This is a genomic window from Bradyrhizobium sp. USDA 4510 (assembly GCF_054059095.1).
Map to the genome: position 1 here is coordinate 2,885,866 of NZ_JBSSBT010000001.1, position 23,769 is coordinate 2,909,634.

A 23,769-nucleotide genomic window follows, 5' to 3' on the forward strand; every position below is an offset into this window, starting at 1 on the left:
AACCCATGACTACAGCAGCAGCCCTGCGGGCCGACGTGCCAGCGTCGACCACCAGCGTCTATACCGGTGCGGAATTCCTGGACAGCATCCAGGATGGCCGGGAAATCTACATCTACGGCGAGCGCGTCAAGAACGTCACCCAGCATCCAGCCTTCCGCAATTCGGCGCGGATGGTGGCGCGCTGGTACGACCGTTTCCATGAGAAGAAGGATCAGATCGGCGTCCTGACCGACACCGGCTCGGGACAGCTGACCCATCCGTTCTTCCTCGGCTCGAAGACGGCCGACGACCTCGTCAAGGGCCGCGATGCGATTGCCGAATTGCAGAAGGTTGCGTTCGGCTGGATGGGCCGCTCGCCGGACTACAAGGCGTCGTTCCTCGGCACGCTGGGGGCGAATTCAAGCTTCTATGGCGATTACGCCGGCAATGCGAAAAAGTGGTATGCCCGGACCCAGGAGCGTCTCGACTTCTGGAATCATGCCATCGTCAATCCGCCGATCGATCGCGACCGCGCCATCGAGGAGGTGCGTGACGTCTTCATGCATGTCGAGAAGGAGACCGACGCCGGCCTGATCGTTTCGGGCGCGAAGGTGGTCGCGACCGGCTCGGCGCTGACGCACTACAATTTCATCGCCCACTACGGCATTCCGATCAAGGACAAGTCGTTCGCGCTGATCTTCACGGCGCCGATGGATGCCAAGGGCATCAAGCTGATTGCCCGCTCGTCCTACGAATTCACCGCGGCGGCGACCGGCTCGCCGTTCGACTATCCTCTGTCCAGCCGCTTCGACGAGAACGACTCGATTCTCGTGTTCGACAAGGTGCTGGTGCCCTGGGAGAATGTCTTCATCTATGGCGACGCCGACAAGATCAACCAGTTCTTCCCGGCCTCGGGCTTCATCCCGCGGTTCACGCTGCACGGCGTGACACGGCTTGCCGTCAAGCTCGACTTCATCGCCGGCCTGTTCTCGATGGCCGTCGAGGCGACCGGGTCGAAGGATTTTCGCGGCGTGCAGACGGCGGTGGGCGAGGTGATCGCCTGGCGCAATCTGTTCCACGGCATTGCCGATGCGATGGTGAAATCGCCGATCGCCTGGCAGGGGACCGATGGCTACAATCTGCCGAATCTGAACTACGGGCTGGCCTATCGCGTGTTCGCACCGATGGCCTATCCGCGGATCAAGGAATTGATCGAGCGTCATGTGGCGAGCGGCCTGATCTATCTGCCGTCGAGCTCGGCCGATCTGGAGAGCGAGGCGATCCGGCCCTATCTCGACCGCTTCGTGCGCGGCTCCAACGGCTATGCCGCGATCGACCGGATCAAGCTGCTGAAGCTGCTCTGGGACGCGGTCGGCTCCGAGTTCGGCGGCCGGCATGAGCTCTACGAGCGCAACTATGCGGGCAATTACGAGAACCTGCGCGTCGAGACGCTGATGGCCGCGAGCGCCACCGGCGACCTCGGCGCCATGCAGGATTTCGTGCGCAATTGCATGAGCGACTACGACGTCTCCGGTTGGACGGCGAAGGACCTCGTCAACCCCGACGACATCAACCTCGTCAGCCGCGGTCTGGTGCAGGGCTGACGATTTGTTAGACGGATCAATGGAGCCGCCACAAGTTGCGTGGCGGCTCCACGCTGTTCCATCTTGTTGCAGAAGGGGTTCACTTGTCATGCTGTTCCACGTCGAAATGGATGTGCGGGTTTCGCACGATCTCCCGGTCGAGAAGGTCGACGCGCTGAAGGCGGCGGAACGCGTCCGTGCCATGGAGCTGCAGCGTACCGGGGCCTGGCGCCATCTGTGGCGGGTGGCCGGGCGCTACGCCAATGTCAGCATCTTCGACGTCTCCGGCGCGCAGGAATTGCACGACATCCTGTCCAGCCTGCCGCTGTTTCCGTTCATGGAGATCCAGGTCACGCCGCTGTGCCGGCACCCGTCGTCGATCCACGACGACGACCGGTAGTGGTGGAGTAGGCGCCGTCGCGCTAGTCGACGGCCGTGCGCGCGCGCCGGTGGCGGCTTGAGGTGTTGATGCTGCCGGTGACATCGGGGTAGCCGGTCAGGCTCAGCGTGTCGGCGCGAACGCCCCAGCTCTCGAGCCGGTCGAGGAAGCTCATGCCGAGCAGGTTGGTCTTCATCTGCCCGCGCTGCACCACCAGCGCCGGCACCGATTTCTCGACCAGCTTGCCGACCGCGAGCCGGTCGAGCGTCAGCCGCGCCGCCTTGGTGTGACCGCCGGCGGTCTCGAGGTCGACATTGTATTCGAGCATATCGATCGGCAGCCCGATCGCTTTCGCGGTTTCCCAGGTCAGCACGACCGAGGTCGCGCCGGTGTCGATCACCATCGGGGCGCTGACGCCGTTGATCTTGGCGCGGAACGCGAACTCGCCACCCTGGCCGCGCGCGATCTGCACGGCGGGGGCGGAGCTGGAGGTCGAGGCTGAGGCGGTGATGCTGCGGCCGAAGATCTGGGTCAGATTCTCCCTGGCGCGGGCGATCTGCTCGGGGTCGCCATAGGCAACGACGGCGCCGGCGGTTGCCATCAGCAGCACGATGACGAGGAGGATACGGGTCACGGCGCCACTCCCGCCGCAACGCCGATCACGCGCGCTTCGGACGCGGCTCCATGCGCTCGAGCCCAGCCTCGGCCATGCGCGCCGGCAACGTCGCCATCACCGATAGCCGCTCCGCGCGGTCCATCTTGTGCCAGCGCGCGATCTCCGGAAGCGTGCGGCCACAGCCGAAGCAGAGCTTCGTCCTGGGGTCCATCATGCAGACTGCGATACACGGCGTCTCTGAGCTCATTGTTCAAGTGTTGAACGGTTTCGGCGGCCGGTGCAAGCCGGTTGACATGGGATGCTGCATCACGCCTCGGCATTTTGTCGCGAGCATGGTCCTGGCGCGAACGCCTTGGGTTTGTTGCCAAAGCGTTTTCGAGCGAAGTGGATACCGGTTCGCGTAGAGAGAGCGCGTCAGAACCAAGATCTGGAGCCCCGTTCCGAATCGATCGGAACGGAAAGGGCTCTATCGATAACTGCGTCACGATCTTCCGCGACATGCTCTACAATCCGGTGCCGGCACTCATGATCGACTTGCGGCGCACGCGCTTCCGGTCGGCGCCCATCGCGGGCTCGACGGGCTCCGGCGGCTGCATCGGCGGCGCTTCTTCCGCCATCGGCGCCAGCGCGCTCATCACCCGTTCCGGCGGCAAGGTGACGATCACTTCGGTGCCGATGCGCAGCTTCGACTTCAGCGTGAAGGTGCCGCCATGCATGTCGATCAGGCTTTTCGCGATCGGCAGGCCAAGGCCCGCGCCCTGTTCCGCCGACTTGATCGAGTTGGAGCCCTGGCCGAAGGAGGCCAGCACGACCGGGATCTCGTCCTCGGCGATGCCACTTCCGGTGTCCTTGACGCTCAGATATTGCCCGCCCGACGCGGTCCAGCCGACCTTCAGCCAGATTTCGCCGCCCTGCGGGGTGAACTTGATCGAGTTGGAGAGCAGGTTGAGCACGACCTGGCGGATGGCGCGCTCGTCGCCCCAGATCCTCGGCATGCCGTGCTCGAACACCTCGTGGATGGTGATGCCGCGGCTGGAGGCGCGCAGCTTCAGGAGATGGTGGCAATCGGCGACGACATGCACCAGCGCCACGGCCTCCTCGTTCAGCTCGTAGCGGCCGGCTTCGATGCGCGACAGGTCGAGGATCTCGTTGATGAGATTGAGCAGATGCACGCCGGAATTATGGATGTCGGCGGAATATTCCTTGTAGACCGGCACGGTGTGCGCGCCGAAAATCTCGCTCTTCATCACCTCGGAGAAGCCGAGGATCGCATTGAGCGGCGTGCGCAGTTCGTGGCTCATCTGGGCGAGGAAGCGCGACTTGGCGACGTTGGCGGACTCGGCGCGGTGCCGCGCCTCGTCCGAGATCGCCTTGGCCTGTTCCAACTCGCCGATCAGCGCATCCTTTTCGGCGCGGGCCTCCAGCGTCGCCAGCGTGGTCGAATGCAGGCGGTGCGCGAGCAAGGCGAAATAGCCTTCGGCCGCAAGCGCCAGCAGCGCCAGCACGTAATTGTCGAACGCGCCATTGAGCACGAGGTCGAGCGCGATCCCGACCGTCACCGGAACCGTTGCCGCAAGGGCCGCGATCGGCAGGCTCGCGGCCAGCATGCTGGAGACCGCGATCACCAGCAGCATCAAAAACATCATCAGCGTGTTGGAGGCGAGATCGCGCCCGGCGGGGTGGATCAGGATCGCGGTCCAGCACAGGCCGTAGAGCAGGTCGAGCAGCACGAAGCGAGTCCGCCATTTGCGGGTGACCGCGACCGAGGTTGGTTCGGCGAGGAAGCGGGAACAACTGCGGATGATCGCGAGATGGACGCAGAGGATGCCGACTGTCCAGGCGCCGGCCACGATCGGCTTCATCCAGAGGCCAAACAGCACGCCGGTTGCCACCACGAGCAGCATCACGACGTAGGACGCCGAGATCCGGGTCTGGGCGTATTGACGGAGCAGTTCGGCGTCGAACGCCGGGCGGGTTCCACTGGTTGACGTTAACCGATCCCGCGCCTCGCGCACCCGCTGCGCGGCGACGCGCCGGCTGTTCACCGGCACCGTCACCTGAGGTCCTGCCGGAAGCGCTACAACTTCAGGCTTTTCTGCGGGATTACTCATCAACAACACAAATCCTGCCCACGAACCGCGCGGGCTTTTTGCATTGTCTATCTGTGACGCTAAATCATTAAGCGTTGCCTTAAAGAGCTAAGGAAAAGCGTAAACGGGGAGTTAAATTAACTTTTGCGCGGGGGTCCCGCTGTTGTGCGATGGCGGGCGCACACGCGCACGCCGGGTCTGACAATTCCATGTTGTCATGGCCGGGCTTGTCCCGGCCATCCACGTCTTGCTTTTCGTGGATCCAAAGACGTGGATGCCCGGGACAAGCCCGGGCATGACGAAATGGTGGGAAGTGTTACCGCTGCAGCCGCGCCAGCAGGCTCGACGTGTCCCAACGCTTGCCGCCCATCTTCTCGACCTCGGCATAGAACTGGTCGACCAGCGCGGTGGCGGGCAGGGTGGCGCCGTTGCGGCGGGCCTCCGCCAGCGCAATCGAGAGGTCCTTGCGCATCCACTCGACCGCGAAGCCGAAATCGTACTTGCCCTCGTTCATGGTCTTGTAGCGGTTCTCCATCTGCCAGGACTGCGCCGCGCCCTTGGAGATGGTCTCGATCACGGCGGCGACGTCGAGGCCGCTCTTCTTGGCAAAGTGGATGCCCTCCGACAGGCCCTGAACCAGACCGGCGATGCAGATCTGGTTGACCATCTTGGTGAGCTGGCCGGCGCCCGCCGGCCCGAGCAATTTGCACATCCGCGCGTAAGCGCCGGTGATGATCGGCTCGGCGCCCGCATAGGCGTCTTCGCTGCCGCCGCACATCACAGTCAGCACGCCGTTCTCGGCGCCGGCCTGGCCGCCCGACACCGGCGCGTCGACGAATTTGAAGCCGGCCTTGGTCGCGGCGGCATCGAGCTCGCGGGCGACCTCGGCGGAGGCGGTGGTGTGATCGACGAAGGTCGCGCCCTTCCTGATCCCGGCGAAGGCGCCGTCGGGGCCGATCGTGACCGCGCGCAGGTCGTTGTCGTTGCCGACGCAGCACATCACGAAATCCTGGCCTTCGGCGGCGGCCTTCGGGGTCGGCGCCGTCTTGCCGCCGAACTTGTCGGCCCATTCCTTCGCCTTCGCCGCGGTCCGGTTGTACACGGTGACCTCATGGCCGCCTTTTTTCACGAGGTGTCCCGCCATCGGGAAACCCATCACGCCGAGACCGAGGAAAGCGACTTTAGCCATATCTGTTACCTTGTGATTTGCCGTGGTGATCGCCCCTTGAGACCGCCGGAAAACGTCGCGGCGGGCAGGGCATTCCGTCCATGGAAGGAGCCGCACCATACCCCCTGTGCAGCGGAGGGCAACGGCCTTGGTGGGATGGCAGAAGGCGGTTTTGTGCTAGGATTGGGCCACCAACGAACTTCACAAAAAAGGGAGTGTATCGCATGGGCATGAGCGTCGGTGTGCTCGATCATTTCAATATCCGGACCCGGAATCTCTCCGCCACGGTGCGGTTCTATGAGGACATCCTGGGCCTGGAAAAGGGCGCGCGGCCGAACTTCGCGTTCCCCGGTGCGTGGATGTACAGCGAGGGCAAGGCGGTCGTGCATCTGGTCGATATTTCGGCGACCGACGAGGCACAAAAGCCTGACTCGGGCGTCGTCCATCACGTCGCCTTTGCCAGCCAGGGCTTCGATGGGATGCGGCAGCGGCTTCAGTCCAAGGGCATGGAATTCGACTCGCGCCAGGTTCCCGGCGGCGATCTCTGGCAGATCTTCGTCAACGACCCCAACGGGGTCATGATCGAGCTGAACTACGAGGCCGCCAAGGAAGGCGGCTCCGCCGCGCCGGCCGAGCGGCGGGACGACGTCGGAGCGAGGTAGCCTTTTGCGCTGCAACGCTCTATGGGTCGGTCTCTTGAACTTTCCAGGAGATGCGCGGTGAGCGTGACGCAGCAACAGGTCCTCGATTGCCTTGCCAAGGTGATGTCGCCACGCGGCACAGCCTTGACCAACGCCAATGTGCTGTCGGCGATCACGGTCACCGACGGCAAGGTGTTCTTCTCGATCAATGTCGACGCCGCGGAGGCCCGCGCCTGGGAGAGCGTGCGTGCGCAGGCCGAGAATGCCGTGCGCGCCATTCCCGGCGTCAGCGTCGCGATGATCGCGCTGACCGCCGAGCGCAAGGCGGGCGCTGCGGCACCGGCGCCGCGGCCGGCCGGCGGCGTCCCGCCGGCGTCCGCCCATCGCCATCCGCATCCGCCCGGCGGGCAATCGCCGATGGCCCGGCAGGCCGAGATCCCCGGCATCTCCGCCGTCATCGCCGTCGCCTCCGGCAAGGGCGGCGTCGGCAAGTCGACCACGGCGCTCAACCTCGCGCTCGGCCTGCGCGACCTCGGCCTGCGCGTCGGGCTGCTCGACGCCGACATCTACGGCCCGTCGGTGCCGCGGCTGACCGGCATCCGCGAGAAGCCGCAGCTCAATGACGACAAGAAGATGGTCCCGCTGCAGCGCTTCGGCCTGTCGATCATGTCGATCGGCTTCCTGGTCGAGGAGGACACCGCGATGATCTGGCGCGGGCCGATGGTGATGTCGGCGATCACCCAGATGCTGCGCGACGTCGCCTGGGGCACGCTCGACGTGCTCGTGGTCGACATGCCGCCCGGCACCGGCGATGCCCAGCTCACGCTGGCGCAGAACGTTCCGCTCAAGGGCGCCGTCATCGTCTCGACCCCGCAGGACCTCTCGCTGATCGACGCCCGGCGCGGGCTTGCGATGTTCAAGAAGGTCAGCGTGCCGGTGCTCGGCATCGTCGAGAACATGAGCTATTTCCAGTGCCCGCATTGCGGCACCCGCTCGGATATCTTCGGCCATGGCGGCGCCCGCCACGAAGCCGAGAAGCTGGGGGTGCCGTTCCTCGGCGAGATTCCCCTGCACATCGCGATCCGCACCGCCTCCGATGCCGGCAACCCGGTGGTCGAGAGCGAACCGGACGGCCCGCACGCGGCGATCTACCGCGCGATCGGCGGCAAGGTCCGTGAGCAGCTGCAAGGCGTCATCGCGGCTGCCTGAGCCTGCGCTGCTGGGCCGATTGGTCGCGAAGCGTCGGGAGCCCGGCGGGCTTTCTTCACAGGCCCGTGGCGTTTGGACGATTGCTGAATCGGTTCCGGCCTGTATGTTTATGCAGGAGTGGCCGAATCGTACCACCCTTCGATCAGCGGAAGGCGGCCACGGGTGAAACCAAACTGCGGGAAGGGGCCGTGAGGCGACCATCGACATGGCAGCATCACGCGAAGCAAACAAACAGCACCGCAAACATCTGACGCGGGAGAAGCGCGCAGAGGCCTCCCGGCTGGCATTCAACATGGCCAAGAAATCCGACTCGATCGGCGAGGCCGCCGAGGTGATCGCCAAGACGTATGGTGTCAGCAAGACAACCGCGCAAAGCTGGATCCGGCGCGGGCGGTATTTGGCTGATCAAGCCAAGAAGGCGCGGGCGACGACGCGGCGCTGATAGCTCCGGTAACCCGACGGTTGAGAGCGGGCCGGACGGTCCGCACGCGGCGATTTACCGCGCGGTCGGCGGCAGCTCCGCGGCCACCTGCCAGGCGTCATCGTCGCTGCCTGAAGGCGCATTTTCCGGCTGATTTCCAGCCTCATCAGACTTTCGTTTAATTGGCGCGGTCATGCCATTGTCGCGTTTCCGTGACGCCGCCTTCCGTGTTAAAGGGCCGACCCAGAGCGCCTCGGCAAGCCTTTCACGCGGCTGCCGGAGAACTGCTTGCGGTCACTGGGAAACGCCCCTGAAGGAGAAGTCTTACGATGAAGCGTCGTGATTTTTTGAAAGTTTCTGCGGCCGGTGCTGCCGCGACGGCGGTTGCCGCGCCGGCGATCGCGCAGTCCTCGCCTGAAATCAAGTGGCGCCTGACCTCGAGCTTCCCGAAGTCGCTGGACACCATCTATGGCGGTGCCGTCGAGCTGTCGAAGTACGTCGCCGAAATGACCGACAACAAGTTCCAGATCCAGGTGTTCGCGGCGGGCGAAGTCGTCCCCGGCCTGCAGGCGCTGGACGCGACCTCCAACGGCACGGTCGAGATGTCGCACACCGTCGCCTACTACTATGTCGGCAAGGACCCGACCTTCGCGATCTACGCGTCGGTGCCGTTCGGTCTCAATGCCCGCATGCAGAACTCCTGGTGGTATCAGGGCGGTGGCCAGGAGCTCGGCAACGAGTTCTTCAAGAAGTTCGGCGTGATCGGTTTCCCGACCGGCAACACCGGCACCCAGATGGGCGGCTGGTTCCGCAAGGAGATCAAGACCGTCGCCGACATGTCGGGCCTGAAGATGCGCATCGGCGGCATTGCCGGCCAGGTGCTGCAGAAGGTCGGCGTGGTGCCGCAGCAGCTCGCCGGCGGCGACATCTATCCGGCGCTCGAAAAGGGCACCATCGACGCGGCCGAGTGGGTCGGTCCCTATGACGACGAGAAACTCGGCTTCCAGAAGGTCGCCAAGTACTACTACTATCCGGGCTTCTGGGAAGGCGGTCCGACCGTGCACTCCTTCGTCAACCTGGAGAAGTGGAACGCGCTGCCGAAGAACTACCAGGCGATCCTGGCCAACGGCGCCGCCAACGCCAACAGCTGGATGGCCGCGCGCTACGACATGCAGAACCCCTCCGCGCTGAAGCGGCTGGTTGCCGGCGGCACGCAGCTGCGTCCGTTCACCAACGAGGTGCTCGAGGCCTGCCTCAAGGCGACCAACGAGCTGTGGGGTGAAATCTCGGCCAAGAATGCCGACTTCAAGAAATCGATCGAGGCCATGCAGGCGTACCGCTCCGACCAGTATCTGTGGTGGCAGGTCGCCGAATACACCTTCGACAGCTTCATGATCCGCTCGCGCACCCGCGGCTGATCGGCGTCTAGCCTTTTGGACGAGCGTTCGCGCGACGCGAACGCATTGCCCGGCCTCCGCAAGGAGGCCGGGTTTTTTGCGTCTGGCATTCGTGAAGGGGATGCTCCATGCTCGCATCCGAAGCCTCGGCACGAAGGCGGCGTGTGATCGGTCACCGGTCATGACGGCAAAAAGAAAAGCGGCGCGACGATCGAAAGCAGTCGACGCTCGGACAACACAATCGAACAGGGCAGGATTCAAATGAAGCGAAGAGATTTCATCAAGGTCACGGGTCTGGGCGTCGCCGGCGCCGCCACGGTCGCAGCTCCCGCGATCGCGCAGTCGATGCCGGAGCTCAAGTGGCGCTTGACGACGAGCTGGCCGAAGTCGCTCGACACGCTGCACGGCGGCGCCGAGCTGATGGCGAAGGCGGTCGGTGAAGCCACCGACAACAAATTCCAGATCCAGACCTTTGCCGCGGGCGAGATCGTGCCGGGCCTGCAGGTGCTCGACGCCGTGCAGAACGGCACCGTCGAGATGGGGCACACCGCGCCCTATTATTATTTCGGCAAGGACCCGACCTTCACCTTCGGCTCGGCGGTGCCGTTCGGGCCCAACATGCGCCTCAACCAGGCCTGGTTCATGCTGGGCGGCGGCAAGGACCTGCTCAACGAGTTCTACAAGAGCTACAACGTCACCTCGCTGCTCGCCGGCAACACCGGCTGCCAGATGGGTGGCTGGTTCCGCAAGGAGATCAACAGCGTCGACGATCTCAAGGGCCTCAAATTCCGCATCGGCGGCTTTGCCGGCAAGGTGATGCAGAAGCTCGGCGCGGTGCCGCAGCAGCTCGCCGGCGGCGACATCTATCCGGCGCTCGAGAAGGGCACCATCGATGCGGCCGAGTGGGTTGGTCCCTACGACGACGAGAAGCTCGGCTTCTACAAGGTCGCGCCGAACTATTACTTCCCCGGCTGGTGGGAAGGCGGCCCCATGCTGGTGGCGATGATCAATCTCGACAAGTGGAACGCGCTGCCGAAGCATTATCAGTTCGTGCTCGAGCAGGCCGGCCATCTCGCCAACAACTGGATGATGGCGCGCTACGACCAGGCCAATCCGATCGCACTGAAGAAGCTGCTCGCGGTCGGCACCAAGCTGCGTCCGTTCCCGCCTGCGGTGATGGAAGCTTCCTTCAAGGCCGCCAAGGAGCTGCATGCCGAGGTTTCCGCGACCAACGCCAACTTCAAGAAGGTCTATGACTCGCTGACCTCGTTCTCCAACAACGGCTATCAATGGTTCCAGGTCGCCGAGGTCGGCTACGACAATTTCATGGCGCGCCATTCGCAGGCGTGATTGCTGCGAGCTGGACAGGAAATCAGCCTCGGAGCGAAAGCGCCGGGGCTTTTTCCATGCCGCGATCGCGGCCCGGCGCGACGCGGCTTGCGAAGACGCATGACCGCCGGTCGCTGGCCGTGGCGGCAGCTGCCAGTTCTCGATCTCCGGGCGCGAACGCGCAATCCGTTATGTTATCATGGCTAGCTGACGTCAGCCTTACACGGGCGCAATCACAGGCGCCTGGCGTAGATTTTGATTGCAGCGGGGAGGCGGTATCTGTTTTCAGGGCAGTAACACGAGCTGGAGCAACATGCGCTTGTGTCGCCATCGAGACGTCACCTTCGCATGCGTCTTGTTTTGACGACAGCAAGCAGAAGATCGATTGAATGAAGTCAGGATTGCTGCGATGCGCCTTCTGATCGTCGAGGACAATGTCGAGCTCTCGCGGCTGCTCGCCAGCGGGCTGATGGCGGCGGGATATGAGTCCGATGTCGTCAACAGCGTTGCCGAGGCGCGCGATGCGCTGCGCAGCGTCAGTTATGCCGCCATGATCCTCGATCTCGGTCTGCCCGACGGCGATGGCTTGTCGGTGTTGTCGGAGCTTCGCCGCAAGACCGATCCGCTGCCGGTCCTGGTGCTGACCGCGCGGGGCGGCCTGCAGGATCGGGTCAGCGGCCTGCGCAGCGGCGCGGACGACTATCTGGCGAAGCCGTTCGCGCTGGAGGAGCTGGTGGCGCGGCTCGAAGCCATCCTGCGCCGGCCCGGCCAGCTGCTCGGCTCCTCGCTGAAGCTCGCCAATCTGGTCTACGACACCGAGAGCAAGCAGGTGTTCGTCGACGGCGCTCCGCACGTGTTCTCGGCGCGCGAGACGTCGGTGCTGGAGATCCTGTTGCGACGGCAGGGGCGGGTGGTGCCGAAGAAGAATGTCGAGGACCACATCTTCGGCCTGTCCGGCGAGGTCGCCTCGAACGCGGTCGAGGTCTACGTGTCGCGGCTGCGCAAGCTGCTCACCGAGCACCGCGCCAGGGTCATCATTCATACCATTCGGGGCGTCGGTTATCTGATGGCGGAGGAGAAGTAGGCGTGTTCCGCTTCAAGTCGCTGACGTCGCGGATCGTGTTCCTGCACATCGTGGCGGTCGCGGTCGCGGCGATCTTCCTGCCGCTGCTGCTGCTGTGGCTGTTGAATTCGGAGATCAATCAGCTGCATCGCGAAGCGATGCGCGACCAGGCCGCCGATCTCGGCCAGAACCTCTCGGTCGATGCCGCGGGCAAGGTGCAACTCAACCTGCCGGACAGCCTGAAGGGACTCTATTCCGACGCCTATGGCCGCTACCGCTACGACATCTACGATGCCGACGGTCACCTGCTGTTTTCGTCGCATCGCGAGGCGCCGCGACTGCCGGCGTCCGCCAACCGGATTTCCGGTGCCAGCGTCACCAAGCTGCTCGGCGGCCAGACGCTGCGCATCCTGGTCGCCGAGGACCTGTCGCATCGCGACGTCATCATCGACGACATCGTCTCCAATTTCTTTCGGCGGGTCGGCTGGATCACCATCCCGATCCTTCTGATCCTGCTTGCCACCGACATCCTGATCTTCCGCCGCGCGGTGACACCGCTGTTGCGGGCCTCGGAGGAGGCGAGAAGCATCGGGCCGGCAAGGACCGATATCCGCCTCCCGACGGAGGGGATTCCAAGCGAGATCCTGCCGCTGGTGACCGCCGTCAACCAGGCGTTCGATCGCCTTGAGGAAGGCTTTCACGTGCAGCGCCAGTTCACGGCCGATGCCGCGCATCAGCTGCGCACGCCGCTTGCGATCCTCAGGACCCGAATCGAAACGCTCGATGCGGCCAAGGGGACCAGGGAGCTGCATGCCGACATCGAGAGCATGAGCCGCATCGTCAGCCAGCTGCTCGAGATCGCCGAGCTCGACACGCTGGTGCTGGATCCCGGCGAGACCGCGGATTTGCGCGCGGTGTGCGCCGAGGTGGTCGGCTCGATCGCGCCCTACGCGCTGGCGCAGCGGAAAGATATCGCGTTGCGCGGCACCGACAGTCCGGTGCAGGTCAGGGGCAATGCGGAGATGCTGCAGCGGGCCATCTTCAATCTGGCGGAGAACGCCATCAAGTACACCGCCGAGAGGACTTCGGTCGATGTCGAGGTGCACGACAACGGTTCGGTGCAGGTGCGCGACTGCGGGCCGGGAATTGCGCCCGCCGAGCAGGGCCTGATCTTCCAGCGCTTCTGGCGCAGCGATCGCCAGCGCACCGACGGCGCGGGGCTCGGGCTCTCGATCGTGCGCGGCGTCGTCGACGATCACGATGCGACGGTGAGGGTGGAGAACCTGCCGTCCGGCGGCGCCCAGTTCACGCTGCGCTTCCGCCTCGCCAAGGCGGAGCCGGCGGCGTCCTGAGCCGGCCCGCGAACGCGCCGCGGCCTTGCCGGTCTACTTCACCTTGCCGTCGGACAGATCCATGATCATGCGCGTGGTCAAATAGAGGCGCGGCACGATGCTGTTGATCTGCACGTATTCCACATCGTTGGAGTGCGCGCCGAAGCCCGACAGGCCCATGCCTTCCACCACGGCGCCCTTGGTCTTGAGGGCGGCAAATGCCGCGTCGGTGCCGCCGCCGGTGGCCCGCTCGGCCACGTTCAGCGCCATGCCGAGTTCCTGATAAATCGTCTTGCCGTGGCCGGCCACGCGGCGCGAGGCGTCGCTGGCTTCGAGCGGGGGGCGGCGCACCTCGAACTTCACGTCCACCCCGGAGTCCGGCAGCAGGCGGTTCTTGATCCTGTCCTGCAGGGCTTTCTCGAGCTCGTCGAAATCCGCCATTTTGAGCGCGCGCGCATCGGCCTGGGCGGTGGCTTCGGCGGGGATCACGTTGCGGTTGGTGCCGGACTTGGACACCGTCCAGTTCAGCTTCAGGCCCTGCTCCGGCTTGGACAGGTCCTTCATCTGCAGCACCTGGTGTGACAGCTCATAGAGCGCATTCACGCCGCCTTCGGGCCTGGCGCCGGCATGCGACGACTTGCCGTGCACCGTGAGGTAGGCCGAGCCGATGCCGCTGGTGGCGAGGCGCAGCGTGCCGTCGGTGCCGCCGCCCTCGAACGAGAACACGGCATCCTGTTCCGCGGCGAGGCGGGTGATGGTGCTGCGCCAGCCGGGCGAAGAGATCTCCTCGTCGCCATTGATCAGCACGGTGAGCGTGCCGTAATTTTTGAAGTTCAGCTTCTGCAGCAACGCCACGGCGTGGAGGATGGTGGCGACGCCCTGCTTGTCATCGGCAATGCCGAGCCCATAGGCCTTGTCGCCATCGATGCGGAAGGGTTGGTCCTTCAGCATGCCCTTGAGATACACCGTATCCATGTGCGCGATCAGCATGATCTTCGCGCTGCCCGTGCCCTTGAAGACGGCCTGCACGGCGGGACCGATCTTCTCCGGCGTGTCGTCGAGGCGGTAGATATCGGTGGTCTGCAGGATATCGACCGTGCCGCCGAGCTGCTTGAGCTGGCCGGCGATTCGCTCGGCGAGCTGGTTCAGGCCCTCGATGTCCTTGCTGCCGGATTCGATCTGCACGAGGTCGCGCAGGGTGTCGAGCAGCGGCTGCTGTTCCTGTTGCGCCAGCGCGCGAATGTCGGCTGCATGCGCTGCGGGCGCGGCAAGCGCCAGACCAAGCGACAGCATCAGCGGGCGAATGAGCGAGCGGGCGGGATGCAATTGGGGCATGGCGGCGATCTGTGAGTTGGAGGACGATCCGTATCCCCGTCTTCACAGGCCTCGCCGGTGCCGTCAACAGCGGCGTGCCTCGCGCCCGCGAGCGTTTTCGAGCGAAGTGGACGCCGGTTCGCGTGAAGAAAACGCGACAAAACGAGAATCCAGGGCTTCGGTTCTGATTTAATCAGAACCGAAATGCTCTGGGCACGCCGAATGCGCTGATGCCGGGCTACTGTTTCGGCTGTCCGAAGTCGAGCGGCGGCAGGTCGATCTGCGGCACCTCGATCTTGACCTTGTTGAGGTCGACATCGAGCGGCTTGTCGAGCAGTCCGGTGACGACGACCGGGAACGCGATCACCAGCGCCACCATGATCGCCTGCAAGCCGATCCACGGCATTGCGCCCCAGTAGATGTCCGAGCTCTTCACTTCCTTGGGCGCCACGCCGCGCAGATAGAACAGCGCGAAGCCGAATGGCGGATGCAGGAACGAGGTCTGCATGTTGACGCAGAGCATCACGCCGAACCAGATCAGCGCGGCGTCGGGGCCGACCACCGGCGCCAGCACCTTCTGCGCGATCGGCGCGACCATCGGCAGGATGATGAAGGCGATCTCGAAGAAGTCGAGGAAGAACGCCAGGAAGAAGATGAACAGGTTGATGAAGATCAGGAAGCCCCAGACGCCGCCGGGCAGCGAGGTCAGATGGTGCTCCAGCCAGGTGCCGCCGGATACGCCGAGGAACACGACCGAGAAGCAGGTCGAGCCGATCAGGATGAAGGTGACCATGCAGGTGATCCGCATGGTGGTCTCGTAGCCCTGCTTGATCAGGTCGCGCAGGTCCGGGATCTTGACGGCCTCGAGGCAGATCCAGACCACCGCGGCGTAGGTGATCGCGAAGGCGAGCTTGAAGAGCAGGTTCTCGCTGTAGAGCATCGCGATGATGGTGCCGATGCCGCCGGCGATCACACCGACCATCAGCACCTTGTTGCCGGTGGCGCTGAAATCCTTGTGGTGGATGGCGGCGAGCACGATGGCGCCGACCGCGCCCATGGCGCCGGCTTCCGTCGGGGTCGCAAGGCCCATCATCATGGTGCCGAGCACGACGAAGATCAGTACCGCCGAGGGGATGATGCCGAGCAGGCACTTCTTCCACAGCGCCCACCCGGTCAGCGTGCGCGCCTCGATCGGCACCGCCGGCACATGGCTCGGCTTGAAGATGCCGAGCAGGAAGGTGTAGCCGGCGAACAGCAGGATCTGGAACACCGATGGGCCCCAGGCGCCGAGATACATGTCGCCGACCGACTTGCCGAGCTGGTCGGCGAGCACGATCAGGACGAGAGAGGGAGGGACAAGTTGCGTGATGGTGCCGGAGGCGGCGAGCACGCCGGTGATGTAGCGGATGTTGTAGCCGTAGCGGATCATCACCGGCATCGAGATCAGCGCCATCGCGATCACCTGCGCTGCCACCGTGCCGGTGATGGCGCCGAGGATGAAGCCGACGATGATCACGGAATAGCCGAGGCCGCCGCGGATCGGGCCGAACAGCTGGCCCATCGAATCCAGCATGTCCTCGGCGAGCCCGCATCTCTCCAATATCGCGCCCATGAAGGTGAAGAAAGGGATCGCCAGCAGCAGCTCGTTGGACAGCACGCTGCCGAAGATGCGGCCCGGGATCGCCTGCAGGAAGTTGAGGTCGAAGAAGCCGAGATAGATCGAGAGGAACCCGAACGACAGGCCGACCGCGGCGAGCGTGAACGCCACCGGATAACCGATCAGCATCGCTACGATCAGGCCGCCGAACATCAGTGGCGGCATCATCTCCAGCGTGATCATTGAGTCGGCCTCTCATACTTCGCGTCGATGGTCACGTAGCCCTGCAGCGCGGCGATCCGCTTGATCACCTCTGAGACGCCTTGCAGCGCAAGCATCACGAAGCCGGACGGGATAACGAACTTGATCGGCCAGCGCAGCAGGCCGCCGGCGTTGCCGCTCATCTCGCCGACTGCATAGGCCTGGTAGAAGAACGGCCATGACAGATAGGCGAGCAGGAGGCAGGCCGGGATCAGGAAGAACAGCGTTCCGATCAGGTCGAGCCAGAGCTGGCCGCGTTCGGACAGCATCAGATACATGATCTCGACGCGGACATGCTCGTTGCGCTTGAAGGTGTAGGAGGCGCCGAACATCACGAGGATCGCGAACATGTACCACTGCGCCTCGAGCCAGCCGTTCGACGAGTAGCTGAACGCGTAGCGGATCATGGCGTTGCCGGCGCTGACCAGGCACGAGATCAGCACCAGCAGGTTGCAGATGTAGCCGATCTTCTCGTTGAGTTGGTCGATGGCCTGACTTAATGCCAACAATGGGCGCATCACGATCTCCACGGTCGCGCCATCCGCGCGCCGAATATCTCTTCAAGCATCATCTGGCCGCCGCGCGCATGCGCACGGAGCCACGGCTCACTTTCAGGAGCAGTTGCAAACGTTCGTCCTCCCCCGAAATCCGCTTCAGCCGTTCTTGGCTGCCGGGAATCGTCGGCAGGAGCCGACGGAGGGCAGCGGCCTATGCTGGCCAGACTAGCGTGAAAGCTGATTCACCAAATCAGCGCCATGGAACGCCGTCAATCGGAAAATGGACAAATTGACGCCGCGGCAAACTGTTGTCCCGCCTTGGTAATCGGGGGACAGGCCGCGCGTCGGAAGGGAGCTTGAAGACTAGCCGCCGGTCACGCTCATGTGGCGGCTGACGCTCGGACGGTTGTGGCGGCGGTCGATGATGAAATCGTGCCCCTTCGGCTTCAGTCCGATGGCCCGGTCGATGGCCGCCGCCAGCAAATCGTTGTCGGCGGAGGCACGCAGCGGCCGGCGCAGGTCGGAGGCGTCCTCGTGGCCGAGGCAGGTGTGCAGCGTGCCGGTGCAGGTGATCCGCACCCGGTTGCAGGATTCGCAGAAATTATGGGTCATCGGCGTGATGAAGCCGAGCTTGCCGCCGGTCTCGGCGACCCGGGCGTAGCGGGCGGGGCCGCCGGTGTCGTCGGACAGATCGGTCAGCGTGTAGTGCTTCTCGAGCCGCGCGCGCATCAAGGACAGCGGCACGTACTGATCGATCCGGCCTTCGCCGATGTCGCCCATCGGCATCACCTCGATCAAGGTGAGGCCCATGCCCTTGCCGTGCGCCCATTCCATCAGCGCCGGAATCTCGTCCTCGTTCATGTTCTTCAGCGCGACCGCGTTGATCTTGACCGCGAGCCCCGCCGACCGCGCCGCCTCGATGCCCGACAGCACCTTGTCGATGTCGCCCCAGCGGGTGACGGCCCGGAATTTTACGGGGTCGAGGGTGTCGAGCGAGACGTTGACGCGGCGCACGCCGCAATCGGCCAGCTCCTGGGCGAAGCGCGCCAGCTGCGAACCGTTGGTGGTCAGCGTCAATTCGTCGAGTGCGCCCGTGGTCAGATGCCGCGACAGCGAGCGCACCAGGCCCATCACGTTGCGGCGGACCAGCGGCTCGCCGCCGGTGAGGCGAATCTTGCGCACGCCCTTGGCGACGAACGCCGAGCAGAGCCGGTCGAGCTCTTCCAGCGTCAAGAGATCGGCCTTCGGCAGGAAGGTCATGTCTTCCGACATGCAGTAGAAGCAGCGCAGGTCGCAGCGGTCGGTGACGGAGACGCGCAAATAACGGATGGTCCGGCCGAACGGATCGGTCATCGGACGAAACAGCGTGTCGGAATGTGCTTGCGTGGATCCGTTCATTCAGTTCGGGCCTTGCAATCTGTTTCCTGCCTGCCGCGCCGTGATCGGCTCCGGCATCCGCAATCTATGCATGTTGGCGCGTTGTCACAATGCGTCCCAAGGGATGATCGTATGGATGATCCGCAACATGCAAAGCGATAGGCGAGGCAGATCGCGCGATGTAGGATCGCAATCGCGGATGTGTCTCGACCAAATACAAAAACCGGCTTTGGGCCGGGCTCTTGTGCAGTGCAAATGCGGTTCGGCCGCCCGCGCTAGCGCGACGGCGCGGCGGCCGGCGCCGGCGCAGCCGCGCTCGGGGCGGGGAACGCGGAGTCCGGAGCGGCGGCAGGCGCCGCAGCGGCAGCCGGTTTCGGCTTCTTCTTCCGTATCGGCTTCTTCGCCGCGCGCGGCGGCGGTCCGGCCGGCTGCAACTCGGCGAACACCGGACTGGGATCCAGCGTCGTGGTGGCCGGCGTGGTGAAGTCGCCGGGAACGCGGGTCACGGTGACCGGAACGGTCGCCGGCTGGAACTTCGGCATGTTGAAGGTGACGGAGAAGTTGGTCTCCGGCGCCGGGATCGACACGGTGCAGGGCGTCTTGCAGCCCGGTCCGAGCGAGGTCACGGCGTCGGCGCCCGGCGGGTTTGAATCCAGCTGAACCGGCATCGGCGGCGGCGCCGACTTGAACGAATCCAATGAGAAGGAGGAGCAGCCGGCCAGGCTCAGCCCGGCGGCCGCAATCACGATGATACGACGCATGATCCACACTCTACTGCGGCAATCAGCCACAATCCCCGGAGCGGACCATAGGTGCGTCGGAACAGAGGCGCAACAGCGGGGGGCCTGCTCGTTAAAGGATGGTTAATGGTGGAATCGCATGGCTAAATATTGCCAAGCGATATCAGTGTGTTGCGGAAAGTTTATGCCGCGCTCAGGCTGGCGACGGCGTCCGGCAGATCGCGCATATGGCTGATCAGCCGGTCCGGCTTCAGCTCGGTCATCGGAACGTCGGTATAGCCAAAATCGACGCCGATCACCGGGACCTGGGCGCGCCTTGCGACCCCGACATCGGGGCCAGCATCGCCGACCATGATGGCGCCGGGCAGCCGGCCGCCGGCGCGGGCCACCGTCTCGCGCAGGAACGTCGGATCGGGTTTTGCGATGCCGAAGGTATCGGCGCCGCAGATCGCGGCGAAGCGCTTGGTCAGGCCGAGCCGGTCGAGCAGCAGCTTCGACAGCCATTCCAGCTTGTTGGTGCACACCGCAAAGCGATGGCCCTTTGCTTCGAGCCGGTCGAGCGCGGCCTCGAGCCCGTCGAACGGTCGCGAGCCGTCGGCGATATGCTCGGCATAATAGTCGACGAAATCCGCGGTCAAGCGGTCGAGGTCACCGACGCTGACCGCGCGTCCTTCCACCTCGAGCCCGCGTTCGAGCAGCTTGCGGGCGCCGGCGCCGATCATGCTGCGCGCGGCCGCCAGCGGCACCGGCCGCAGGCCCTCGCGGTCGAGCACATGGTTCAGCGCGCCGATCAGATCGGGCGCGGTGTCGACCAGCGTGCCGTCGAGATCGAATACGACGATGGGGGGAGAGGCGGCGGACATGATGCTTTTGGCTATCGGGCCGGGCGCTGCGATGCAAGAGTAGATGTGGGCACGTCATGAGATAGGGGAGGCTGAGATGCGGGAACTTGCCGGAAAAGCCGCTTTCGTCACCGGCGCGGCCAGCGGAATCGGACTGGCGATGGCAACCGCCTTTGCTCGCGAGGGCATGAAGGTGATGCTCGCCGACATTGAAGCCGGTCCGCTGGACAAGGCCGTCGATGCGCTGCGCGCCGGCGGCGCGGATGCTCATGGCGTGGTCTGCGACGTTGCCGATCCCCTAAGCGTCGATCGCGCGGCGGAGGCGTCGTTCCGCGCCTTCGGCAAGGTCCATGTCGTCTGCAACAATGCCGGCGTCGCGGCCGGCGGCGGCATTGACCCGATCTCGGTCGACGACTGGCGCTGGGTGATCGACGTCAATCTGATGGGCGTCGTGCACGGCATCAGGAGCTTCCTGCCGCACATCCGCGGGCACGGCGAGGGTGGCCATATCGTCAATACGGCTTCGATGGCCGGGATGAATGCCGGGCTTGGCTTGAGCCCGTATTCGGCGACCAAGTTCGCCGTCGTCAGCCTGTCCGAAGGGCTCGCCATGCAGCTCAGGCCGCTCGGGATCGGCGTCAGCGTGCTCTGTCCGAGCTTTGTGCGGACCCGGATCGGCGAGAGCGGGCGCAACCGCCCGGAGCAGTACGGCCCGACCCGTCAGCTCGATCCGGCAAGCCCGATGGCCGCTGTCGTCGCCGAGATCGCGCGACGCCTGGAGGCCGGTCTCGATCCGGCGTCGGTTGCAGGACATGTGCTGGCCGCGATCCGCGACGACCAGTTCTACATTTTCACCCACCCCGGGATGCGGGCCGAGGTCGAACAGCGCTTTTCGGCGATTTTGGCCGCGATGGACGCCGTTTCGGCCTAAAGACTGGTCCGCTTGCCGCTATTCCTGCCTGCAAAACGACGCTAGATATGCGCCCGCCGGGCCACCCGATGGCGGCCCGTAACGGACCAACCGAGGGGCTATCGGCACGTGGACATGGACGCACTGAAACGCCAGGCGGCGGCGCGCGCGCTCGAAGAGGTGCGCGACGGCATGAAGCTCGGGCTCGGCACCGGATCGACCGCGAAGCATTTCGTCGAGCTGCTCGGCGAGAAGGTCCGGTCGGGCATGAAGGTGATCGGCGTGCCGACCTCGGAAGCGACCCGCGCGGATGCGATCCGCTGCGGCATTCCGCTGACCACGCTGGACGAGATCGACCATCTCGACCTCACCATCGACGGCGCCGACGAGATCGATCCGGCGCTCAACCTGATCAAGGGCGGCGGCGGGGCGCTGCTGCGCGAGAAGATCGTCGCGGCCGCCAGTGATCGCATGATCGTGATCGCCGACGACAGCAAATGGGTCGACGTGCTCGGCCGCTTTCCGTTGCCGGTCGAGGTGATCCCGTTCGGGCTCGCCGCGACCCAGGCCGCGATGGCGCGGGCGTTTTCAGAGGCCGGCGTATCCGGCGAAATGCTGGTCCGTCAGGGCAAGGACGGTCACGTTTTTGTCACCGATGGCGGCCACTGGATCGTCGATGCCCATCTCGGCCGGATCGGCGATCCGCCGCGTCTTGCCGGTTTGCTCAGCGTGATTCCGGGCGTGGTCGAACACGGCCTGTTCATCGGGCTTGGCAGCGTCGCCGTGCTGGCCGGCGTGCAGGGAATTCGGGTTGTTGAACGGCCATGAGGCCGCAAGCAAGGAGACTTGGAATGAATCGTTTTTCGGGACTTTTGTCGGCTGCGGCGCTGGCGGCTGGACTGGCGCTCGCACCGGCGATGGCGCAGCAGCCGCAGCTGCCTCCCATGCCCCAGGTCAAGCAGTCGACCCCCGCGGCGATTGGGTACGCCAAGGAAATCCTTCAGATGAAGAACGTGCAGGTGATGTATGCCGGCGCCGTTCCTGGAATCATCGAGAAGACCAAGACCGGTCTGCTCCAGCAATACCTCAACTACCAGAAGGACCTCAACGAGGTCGCGCTCGTCATCGCCAAGAACCTGGGTGGCAGTGAGAAGGAAATCGGCGAAGGCATGGCGCAGCTCTACGCCGCCGAGTTCACCGAGCAGGAGCTGAAGGATCTCGTGATCTTCTACAAGACGCCGCTCGGTCAGAAGCTTCTGACCTCTGAGCCCAAGGCAATCAACGATTCGCTGCAATATATGCAGCAGTGGGCGCAGCAGTTTGGCGTGATCGTCAACGCCCAGTTCAAGGCCGAGATGAAGAAGCGCGGCAAGGATATCTAAACGACGCCTCAGCATGACGGGCGTCAAGTTGAGTGCGCCGCACTAATCTACGTCATTGCGAGCGAAGCGAAGCAATCCATTGTCCCACAAGCGGAGAGATGGATTGCTTCGTCGCTATCGCTCCTCGCAATGACGGCGGTGAAAGACTAGATGCCCTCAAGCTGAGGGAAAGCAGTTGATCAAGCCGAATTCCGGCGATTAGAGCTGAGATTTACCATGGCCGAGTTTGACGTCGACCTGTTTGTCATCGGTGGTGGTTCGGGCGGCGTTCGTGCCGCCCGCATCGCCGCGGGTTACGGTGCGAAGGTCATGGTCGCCGAAGAGTACCGGATGGGCGGCACCTGCGTGATCCGCGGCTGCGTGCCGAAGAAGCTGTTCGTGATCGGCAGCCACGTCCACGACGAGATCGAGGACGCGGCCGGCTTCGGCTGGAGCATCGGGCAGGTCTCGTTCGACTGGGCCACTCTCGTCGCCAACAAGGACAAGGAGATCGCCCGGCTCGAGGGCGCCTACACCACCAACGTCGAGAAGTCGGGCGCACGGATCGCGAAGACCCGCGCGGTGCTTGAGGATGCCCACACCATCAGACTCGCCACCGGCGAGAAGGTGACGGCGAAGTACATCCTGATCGCGACCGGCGGCGCGCCCAATCACGGGCCGATCGTGCCCGGCATCGAGCACGTGATCTCCTCCAACGAGGCGTTTCACCTCAAGGAGCTGCCGAAGCGGATCGTGATCCAGGGCGGCGGCTACATCGCGCTGGAATTCGCCGGCATCTTCGCCGGCTTCGGCTCCGACGTCACGGTAATCTATCGCGGCGACAACATCCTGCGCGGCTTCGACGAGGACGTGCGCAAGCATGTCCGCGCCGAGATGGAGAAGCGCGGCATCACCATCATCACCGGCTGCACGGTGGCGAAGGTCGACAAGCACGGCCGTGACTTCACCACGCACCTGTCGAGCGGCTCGAGCATCGCCTCCGACCAGGTGATGTTCGCGATCGGCCGGCATCCCAATGTCGCCAATCTCGGGCTTGAGACCGCCGGCGTCGCCATCAATCCCGCCAATGGCGGCATCCAGGTCGACGGCTGGTCGAAGACCTCGGTCGACAACATCTATGCGGTCGGCGACGTCACCCACCGCACCAATCTGACCCCGGTTGCGATCCGCGAGGGCCATGCCTTCGCCGACACGGTGTTCGGCAAGCGCCCGGTCGAGGTCGACCACGCCACGATCCCGACCGCGGTGTTCTCGCAGCCGGAGGTCGGCACCGTTGGTCTGACGGAAGAGGAGGCGCGGGCGCAGTTCAGCCACGTCGACATCTACAAGACCGATTTCCGCCCGATCAAGGCGACGATGTCCGGCCGCGACACCCGCGTGCTGATGAAGCTCGTGGTCGACGGCGCGAGCGACCGCGTGCTCGGCTGCCACATCGTCGGCGATGGCGCCGCCGAAATCACCCAGGCCGTCGCGATCGCCGTCAAGATGAAGGCGACCAAGGCCGATTTCGACGCCACCATCGCGCTGCATCCGACCGCTTCCGAAGAGCTGGTGACGATGCGGACGCCCACCGCGCGCCACGTGCGCCAGGCGGCGGAGTAGCGGTAGCCCGCAGGCCGGCGCTGCCGTCCTGGTGTTCTCCT

The 23,769-nt window shown here is 64.7% G+C and carries 23 protein-coding genes; 13 read left to right on the plus strand and 10 right to left on the minus strand.

What is annotated here, in order from left to right:
- Positions 1-5: 5 nt before the first annotated feature.
- Both ACVMDN_RS12855 and catC read left to right on the plus strand, forming a co-directional pair.
- A complete protein-coding gene (locus ACVMDN_RS12855; protein ID WP_141342334.1) occupies positions 6-1,583 on the plus strand; it encodes a 4-hydroxyphenylacetate 3-hydroxylase N-terminal domain-containing protein in 1,578 nt (525 codons plus the stop codon).
- Positions 1,584-1,671: 88 nt separating this feature from the next.
- The gene (catC, locus tag ACVMDN_RS12860; protein WP_141342335.1) at positions 1,672-1,962 is read left to right on the plus strand and encodes a muconolactone Delta-isomerase; all 291 of its coding nucleotides are present in this window, start codon (positions 1,672-1,674) and stop codon (positions 1,960-1,962) included.
- 22 nt (positions 1,963-1,984) lie between these two features.
- On the opposite strand, the gene ACVMDN_RS12865 is transcribed toward catC, so the two are convergent.
- The 4 genes from ACVMDN_RS12865 to ACVMDN_RS12880 form a co-directional block, all read right to left on the minus strand.
- Positions 1,985-2,575 (minus strand): TIGR02281 family clan AA aspartic protease, encoded by a 591-nt coding sequence (locus tag ACVMDN_RS12865; protein WP_076826434.1) that lies wholly within the window; start codon positions 2,573-2,575, stop codon positions 1,985-1,987.
- A gap of 25 nt (positions 2,576-2,600) precedes the next feature.
- The gene (locus ACVMDN_RS12870) at positions 2,601-2,804 is read right to left on the minus strand and encodes a DUF1289 domain-containing protein (protein WP_028334232.1); all 204 of its coding nucleotides are present in this window, start codon (positions 2,802-2,804) and stop codon (positions 2,601-2,603) included.
- Positions 2,805-3,060: 256 nt separating this feature from the next.
- On the minus strand, positions 3,061-4,668 hold the full coding sequence (locus tag ACVMDN_RS12875; RefSeq protein ID WP_057017245.1) for a sensor histidine kinase: 1,608 nt from the start codon (positions 4,666-4,668) through the stop codon (positions 3,061-3,063).
- A 295-nt stretch (positions 4,669-4,963) separates the two neighbouring features.
- Positions 4,964-5,836 (minus strand): NAD(P)-dependent oxidoreductase, encoded by an 873-nt coding sequence (locus ACVMDN_RS12880; protein ID WP_076826435.1) that lies wholly within the window; start codon positions 5,834-5,836, stop codon positions 4,964-4,966.
- A gap of 203 nt (positions 5,837-6,039) precedes the next feature.
- On the opposite strand from ACVMDN_RS12880, the gene ACVMDN_RS12885 reads away from it, so the two are divergent.
- The 7 genes from ACVMDN_RS12885 (at position 6,040) to ACVMDN_RS12915 (ending at position 13,227) form a co-directional block, all read left to right on the plus strand.
- Positions 6,040-6,477: a VOC family protein gene (locus tag ACVMDN_RS12885; RefSeq protein WP_016843272.1), complete on the plus strand. Its 438-nt coding sequence runs from the start codon at positions 6,040-6,042 to the stop codon at positions 6,475-6,477.
- 57 nt (positions 6,478-6,534) lie between these two features.
- On the plus strand, positions 6,535-7,665 hold the full coding sequence (locus ACVMDN_RS12890; protein WP_057017247.1) for an Mrp/NBP35 family ATP-binding protein: 1,131 nt from the start codon (positions 6,535-6,537) through the stop codon (positions 7,663-7,665).
- Between the two features lie 205 nt (positions 7,666-7,870).
- Positions 7,871-8,107, plus strand: coding sequence for a hypothetical protein (locus ACVMDN_RS12895; protein WP_076826437.1), 237 nt, complete (start codon positions 7,871-7,873; stop codon positions 8,105-8,107).
- Between the two features lie 308 nt (positions 8,108-8,415).
- On the plus strand, positions 8,416-9,504 hold the full coding sequence (locus ACVMDN_RS12900; RefSeq protein ID WP_092084399.1) for a TRAP transporter substrate-binding protein: 1,089 nt from the start codon (positions 8,416-8,418) through the stop codon (positions 9,502-9,504).
- Between the two features lie 240 nt (positions 9,505-9,744).
- Entirely contained in the window at positions 9,745-10,833 is a 1,089-nt protein-coding gene (locus ACVMDN_RS12905; RefSeq protein ID WP_028334238.1) for a TRAP transporter substrate-binding protein, read from the plus strand.
- A 388-nt stretch (positions 10,834-11,221) separates the two neighbouring features.
- Complete coding sequence (locus ACVMDN_RS12910) at positions 11,222-11,896, plus strand: response regulator transcription factor (protein WP_028344544.1); 675 nt, start codon at positions 11,222-11,224, stop codon at positions 11,894-11,896.
- 2 nt (positions 11,897-11,898) lie between these two features.
- On the plus strand, positions 11,899-13,227 hold the full coding sequence (locus tag ACVMDN_RS12915; RefSeq protein WP_141343149.1) for a sensor histidine kinase: 1,329 nt from the start codon (positions 11,899-11,901) through the stop codon (positions 13,225-13,227).
- A gap of 33 nt (positions 13,228-13,260) precedes the next feature.
- On the opposite strand, the gene ACVMDN_RS12920 is transcribed toward ACVMDN_RS12915, so the two are convergent.
- The 6 genes from ACVMDN_RS12920 to ACVMDN_RS12945 all read right to left on the minus strand — a co-directional run bounded on the left by ACVMDN_RS12920 (position 13,261) and on the right by ACVMDN_RS12945 (position 19,855).
- Positions 13,261-14,541 (minus strand): M20/M25/M40 family metallo-hydrolase, encoded by a 1,281-nt coding sequence (locus ACVMDN_RS12920; protein WP_076826444.1) that lies wholly within the window; start codon positions 14,539-14,541, stop codon positions 13,261-13,263.
- Positions 14,542-14,758: 217 nt separating this feature from the next.
- Complete coding sequence (locus tag ACVMDN_RS12925) at positions 14,759-16,360, minus strand: TRAP transporter large permease (RefSeq protein WP_057017254.1); 1,602 nt, start codon at positions 16,358-16,360, stop codon at positions 14,759-14,761.
- Positions 16,357-16,896 carry a TRAP transporter small permease subunit gene (locus ACVMDN_RS12930; protein ID WP_028334243.1) on the minus strand — a complete coding sequence of 180 codons (540 nt, stop codon included), beginning with the start codon at positions 16,894-16,896 and terminating at the stop codon, positions 16,357-16,359. The genes ACVMDN_RS12925 and ACVMDN_RS12930 overlap by 4 nt, the downstream gene beginning before the upstream one ends.
- A gap of 342 nt (positions 16,897-17,238) precedes the next feature.
- On the minus strand, positions 17,239-18,273 hold the full coding sequence (gene moaA, locus ACVMDN_RS12935) for a GTP 3',8-cyclase MoaA (RefSeq protein ID WP_076826445.1): 1,035 nt from the start codon (positions 18,271-18,273) through the stop codon (positions 17,239-17,241).
- A 254-nt stretch (positions 18,274-18,527) separates the two neighbouring features.
- Positions 18,528-19,013 carry a PEGA domain-containing protein gene (locus ACVMDN_RS12940; protein ID WP_076826447.1) on the minus strand — a complete coding sequence of 162 codons (486 nt, stop codon included), beginning with the start codon at positions 19,011-19,013 and terminating at the stop codon, positions 18,528-18,530.
- A gap of 161 nt (positions 19,014-19,174) precedes the next feature.
- Positions 19,175-19,855: an HAD hydrolase-like protein gene (locus ACVMDN_RS12945; protein WP_076826449.1), complete on the minus strand. Its 681-nt coding sequence runs from the start codon at positions 19,853-19,855 to the stop codon at positions 19,175-19,177.
- Between the two features lie 76 nt (positions 19,856-19,931).
- Here ACVMDN_RS12945 and ACVMDN_RS12950 point away from each other — a divergent pair, with 76 nt between their 5' ends.
- The 4 genes from ACVMDN_RS12950 to gor all read left to right on the plus strand — a co-directional run bounded on the left by ACVMDN_RS12950 (position 19,932) and on the right by gor (position 23,728).
- Positions 19,932-20,765 (plus strand): SDR family NAD(P)-dependent oxidoreductase, encoded by an 834-nt coding sequence (locus ACVMDN_RS12950; RefSeq protein WP_057017258.1) that lies wholly within the window; start codon positions 19,932-19,934, stop codon positions 20,763-20,765.
- A 108-nt stretch (positions 20,766-20,873) separates the two neighbouring features.
- Positions 20,874-21,572, plus strand: a complete 699-nt coding sequence (gene rpiA, locus ACVMDN_RS12955) for a ribose-5-phosphate isomerase RpiA (protein ID WP_141340543.1) — start codon at positions 20,874-20,876, stop codon at positions 21,570-21,572.
- 23 nt (positions 21,573-21,595) lie between these two features.
- Positions 21,596-22,126 carry a DUF2059 domain-containing protein gene (locus ACVMDN_RS12960; protein ID WP_057017260.1) on the plus strand — a complete coding sequence of 177 codons (531 nt, stop codon included), beginning with the start codon at positions 21,596-21,598 and terminating at the stop codon, positions 22,124-22,126.
- Positions 22,127-22,342: 216 nt separating this feature from the next.
- A complete protein-coding gene (gene gor, locus ACVMDN_RS12965; RefSeq protein WP_057017261.1) occupies positions 22,343-23,728 on the plus strand; it encodes a glutathione-disulfide reductase in 1,386 nt (461 codons plus the stop codon).
- Positions 23,729-23,769 lie beyond the last annotated feature (41 nt).